The organism is Martelella sp., from assembly GCF_984369615.1.
Map to the genome: position 1 here is coordinate 1 of NZ_CFHTCS010000343.1, position 4,653 is coordinate 4,653.

Annotated in this window: 6 protein-coding genes; 3 read left to right on the forward strand and 3 right to left on the reverse strand. The window is 62.4% G+C overall.

The genetic code is table 11. The features are described 5' to 3' along the window. Positions 1–175 precede the first annotated feature (175 nt). Both AC5DC2_RS19765 and AC5DC2_RS19770 read left to right on the forward strand, forming a co-directional pair. A complete protein-coding gene (locus AC5DC2_RS19765) occupies positions 176–736 on the forward strand; it encodes a phosphatase PAP2 family protein (RefSeq protein WP_491699709.1) in 561 nt (186 codons plus the stop codon). After that, on the forward strand, positions 733–1,254 hold the full coding sequence (locus AC5DC2_RS19770) for a DUF6653 family protein (RefSeq protein ID WP_491699710.1): 522 nt from the start codon (positions 733–735) through the stop codon (positions 1,252–1,254). Before AC5DC2_RS19765 ends, AC5DC2_RS19770 begins: the two co-directional genes overlap by 4 nt. A gap of 85 nt (positions 1,255–1,339) precedes the next feature. Here the strand turns inward: AC5DC2_RS19770 and AC5DC2_RS19775 are convergent, their stop codons facing one another. Together AC5DC2_RS19775 and AC5DC2_RS19780 are read right to left on the reverse strand one after the other, a co-directional pair. Then, on the reverse strand, positions 1,340–2,662 hold the full coding sequence (locus AC5DC2_RS19775) for a TRAP transporter large permease (RefSeq protein ID WP_036238349.1): 1,323 nt from the start codon (positions 2,660–2,662) through the stop codon (positions 1,340–1,342). Between the two features lies 1 nt (position 2,663). Beyond that, the gene (locus AC5DC2_RS19780; RefSeq protein ID WP_491699711.1) at positions 2,664–3,167 is read right to left on the reverse strand and encodes a TRAP transporter small permease; all 504 of its coding nucleotides are present in this window, start codon (positions 3,165–3,167) and stop codon (positions 2,664–2,666) included. 176 nt (positions 3,168–3,343) lie between these two features. Between AC5DC2_RS19780 and AC5DC2_RS19785 the strand changes: the two genes are divergently transcribed. Beyond that, positions 3,344–4,375: a LacI family DNA-binding transcriptional regulator gene (locus AC5DC2_RS19785; RefSeq protein WP_491699712.1), complete on the forward strand. Its 1,032-nt coding sequence runs from the start codon at positions 3,344–3,346 to the stop codon at positions 4,373–4,375. A 60-nt stretch (positions 4,376–4,435) separates the two neighbouring features. Here the strand turns inward: AC5DC2_RS19785 and AC5DC2_RS19790 are convergent. Further along, the coding region (locus tag AC5DC2_RS19790; protein ID WP_491699713.1) for a hypothetical protein at positions 4,436–4,653 on the reverse strand (218 nt) is incomplete at its 5' end.

The following is a 4,653-nucleotide window of genomic DNA, read 5'->3' on the forward strand; positions in this document are numbered from 1 at the left end:
CTCCAGTCTCCTCGGTACGCTCCGAATGGACAACCTCCTGAAAGCCCACATCTAGCGGGGCCAGCCGATAACCGCAAATTCCGGCTTCTCCGGTGTCCTCGCCTGCCGGGCAGGACGACGCGACGGCGTCTGCGTCCTAGCGCATCCGTGATTGAAACAGTCACGGATTGGACATTTGAAGCAAGGCCTACTCCATTACAGAAACATCCTCGTCATCGCCGTTCTGGCGCTGTCGCTGTGTCTCTCGCAGAAAACGGTCGAAAGCTACGGCGACAACCTGCAGATCGCGCTTCCGGTCGCCGCCTTCGGCTGCCGGATCGCGACCGGCGGCGGCGGAGACTATGCCGCGCGCTTTCTGGCGATGCTCGGCACGGTGCACCTCACAAAATGGGGGCTTGGCGATGCCCGGATCAACATCCGCCCCTCGGGAAGCCTTAACGGGTTCCCCTCCGGTCACATGGCGGCGGCCAGCTTCGGGGCGAGCAGCCTCATCAATGCCTGCATCGAAAAATCGCCGGTGACGAAAACAGTGGTCATACTGGCGGCGTTCTTTGTCGGCGGCTCGCGCATCGAATCGGATTCGCATAACTTCTGGCAGGTTCTTGCCGGGGCGCTCTGGGCGCTCTTGTTCGAGCGCGGCTTCAGAAAGGCCACCGGACGGCTTCGACGACTGGCGCGCAAACGAAAGGATGACAGGATGGCTGCGGGTACAAGCAGGGAGAGCATCGGCCGATGAAACTTGCCGAATATGCAGAAAAGCTGATGGGAATGGACGACAGCACCTGGCAGCGCCACGCCAATCCGTGGAGCGGCTGGAGCCGGCTGACAGTGCTGCCCGCGATCGCGCTTGCCGCCTGGAGCCGGATGCTGATCGGCCCCTGGGCCATCCTGCCCGCCATTGCGGCCCTTGCCTGGGTCTGGCTGAACCCCAGGCTTTTCCCGCCGCCCAAACGCAAGGATAGCTGGATGACGCGCGGGATTTTCGGCGAACGGGTCTGGCTCAAGCGCGGAAGCGTGGCCATTCCCGCCGGCCACGCGCGCGCCGGCACAATCCTGAACGCGCTCTCGGCCGTCTCCGGGCTCATCTTCGTCGCCGGCCTGATCTGGCTCGATTTATGGGCGACGCTTTCCGGCATGGCGCTGACCATGCTGCTCAAGCTCTGGTTCCTCGACCGCATGGCCTGGCTTTACGGCGATATGGAGAAGGTCAACGCCGAGTATGCCGCGTGGTCGCGCAGCGAGCGGAGGGCCTGAATTTCGCGCGGTTTCGCCTTCTGGAGAAGAGAAGCCGCGGCGCAGAACGCCGCGGCCAATTGTGTCATCCCGGCGGGGGCAATTCTTACATCAGGCCGAGAAGGCGCGGCAGGCCTGTGGTGAGGGCCGGAATATAGGTGATCATCAGCAGCGCGATCACCAGCGTGATGAAGAAGGGCAACAGAGGTTTGGCCACCTTTTCGATGCTCACGCCGCCGATGCTGCATCCGACGAAAAGCACCGAGCCCACCGGCGGCGTCATTGAACCGATGCCGAGGTTGAAGATCATCATCAGGCCGAACTGCACGGGGTCCATGCCGACTTCCCGCGCGATCGGCAGGAAGATCGGGGTGAAGATCAGCACCGCCGGCGTCAGGTCCATGAAGAAACCGATGATCAGCAGGCAGATATTCATGATCAGCAGGATCACGATCGGGTTTTCGAAGGTCAAAAGCGCATCGGCGATCGCGTCCGGAATGCCGGTGATCGTCATCACATAGGACATCACGCCGGAGGCGGCGATCAGGAACAGGATCACGGCGCTGGTGACCATGGAACTCTTCAGGACGTCGACATATTCCCGCCACGTGGCAAGCCGGTAGATCAGCGACAGAACGAAGGAGTAGAGAACGGCGACGGCTGCGCCCTCGGTTGCCGTAAAGGCGCCGATGACGATGCCGCCGATCACGACCACGACCATCAGCAGCGGCGGCAGGGCCTGCCAGACGATCTTCGCCGCCTCGCCGAGGCCGGGGATTTCCGACACCGGAAACTTCCGGCGCTTGGCGATGATGCCGGCGACGATCATCACCGAAAGACCCATGAGCAGGCCGGGCACATAGCCGCCGATAAAGAGGGCCGAGATCGAGGTGCCGCCGGAGACCAACGAGAACAGGATCAGCGGACCGCTCGGCGGGATCAGGATGCCGGAGGGCGCCGAAGCGATGTTGACGGCGGCCGAAAATGTCGGGTCGTAGCCCTCCTTCTTCTGCAATGGGGCCATGGTTCCGCCGACGGCGGCGGCGGCCGCGATCGCCGAGCCCGAGATCGAACCGAACAGCATGTTGGCGATCACATTGGTGTGCGCAAGCGAGCCCGGCAGGCGTCCGCCGATCAGCTTGGCGAGGTTCACCAGCCGGATGGCGATACCGCCCTTGTTCATGATGTTGCCGGCAAGAATGAAGAACGGGATCGCCAGCAGCGTGAACGAATCGACGCCTGCAAACATCTTCTGGGTGGCGACAAAGAAGGCGACGCTTGGCGGCAGGAAGAACAGGCCGGTCAGAATGGAGGACACGGCGATCGCCACGGAAATGGCAATGCCCTGGGCCAGCATCAGGAAGAACAGGCCGAAGAGCAGGACGGACGCGAAAACCGTCTCGTCCACATAGTCGAAGATAAAGTCCATGTCAGAGGCTCCCGACCGGCTTGAGGGCTGCCCGGTTGCTGTCGCGAACCAGGATGATCATGTTCAGCGACTGAAGGATGAAGATCAGCACGGCGGCGATCGGCATGATCAGGTAAACCTCGCCGATGGGAATGCGCATGATCGGTGAATACTGCGTCATCGAGGATGTGACGGCCTTGATGCCGCCGAGAAACAGGATGAACGCCGAAAACACCAGAACGACGGTGTCGTTGATCAGCATCAGGATCAGCTTCTTGCGCCCGCTGAGCGCCTCGATGACAAAGACAAGCGACAGGTGCTGGCGGGTGCCGAAGGCATATGCCGATCCGAGAAAGGCCATCCAGATCATCATGAAGCGGAGAAGTTCTTCAGTGTAGAGCGCTGGAGACGCAAGCACATAGCGGGTGAAAACCTGCCACAGCATCAGTCCTGCCATGATCGCCAGCATTGCCGAGGTCAGGTAAAGCAGGGCGCTCTCCAGAGCATGTTTTATTTTGTCTATCATGGATGTCCTCCATGTCCTCCACGACGGAGGCGGAGCGGCGTCGTTCGGGACTGTTCTTCTGGTGCGGCCGCAAAGGTGTCCTCCCCGCACGGCCGCTTTGATGATATCATGCATCATGAAAAAAGATTGCGCCATATGAAAGAATATTTCATATTGTGCCAAACGGAGGATTGCAGATGAAAAAGGAAAGCAGGCGTCTACGGCTGAGCGACCTGGCGCGTTATTGCGGCGTCTCGCCGTCCACCGCGTCGCGGGCGTTGTCGGGAACGCCGGGGGTCAGGCCGGAGCTGAGGGAGAAGATCCTTCAGGCCGCCAAGTCCCAGAACTACCATGTGCCCATGTCGATTGCCGGCATGAAGCTCATTGTCGCGGCGAGCGCCAGCGCCATGCTCGACTACCAGCGCAACCAGTTCACTGCATTTGTGCTGGAGGGCATGCGCGAACGCGCCGAGGTTCTCGGCCTGTCTTTGTCGACGAAGGCGATTTCGAACGCGGACGACGAGCGCCGCATGCTGGACGAGGCCGCCGGCGACCCCGAAATCGCCGGTGTGCTGATGCTGACCATCGATGAGGACGAAATGCTGGTGCCGGCGCGCGCCTTTCAGAAGCCCGTGCTGCTGGTCAATGGCGATGATCCGCTGATGCGGCTGTCGAGCATCGCGCCGCACAATCGCGCGGCCGCAGCCCTTGCCACGCGCTACCTGAAATCGCTCGGTCATTCCCGCATCCTGTTTCTCGCCCGGCCCGGCCGGCGCACCATCCTGCGACGCCTCGAAGGTTGGCGCGACGAGATCGAAACGATCGAGGGCGTCCACTGGCGCGATCTCGTTGTCGATGCGACCGACTGGACACCGGAGGCCGCGATCGAGGCGATGCGCCGCCATGTCGGGGAAAAGGGCAACGCCTTCACGGCCGTTCTCGCCGCCGGCGACAGCCTCGCGGCCGGCGCCATATTCGGCATGCGCGAACTCGGCCTGTCGGTTCCCGACGATGTTTCGGTGATGGGGATAGACGGCCTGCCGCAAAGCGACTTCCTCGATCCGCCGCTGACCACGGTTCAGATCCCGATGCGCGAGATGGGGGCGGCGGCGCTGGACATGATACGCGACCTCATCGACAACGAGCCATTTCTGCCGCGACGGACGGAACTGTCGTGCGGGCTTGTCGAGCGCGGGTCGACGGCGCATGCGAAGGGTGGCAAGGGCTGAGGCGAGAAGAACAAGCCGGCGGACGCCCAGAGCGCCGCCCGCCGGCATTTGCTGAACCGTCTAATCGAAGGGACGGATGGCGCCCTCGATCGTCCAGTCGGCGGGGTTGAGGCTACGCCCCTCCGCCGTAATCGTGCCATCCATGCCAAAGACGACCGCGCCATAATCCGGATCGTCGACGGTGATGGTCCCGTCCTCGGCAAGGGCGTGGGTCAAGGCCTCGAACCGCCTCCGGAAGCCGGCAAGTCCGCCTTCGACCTCTCCGCTTTCCGCCAGCC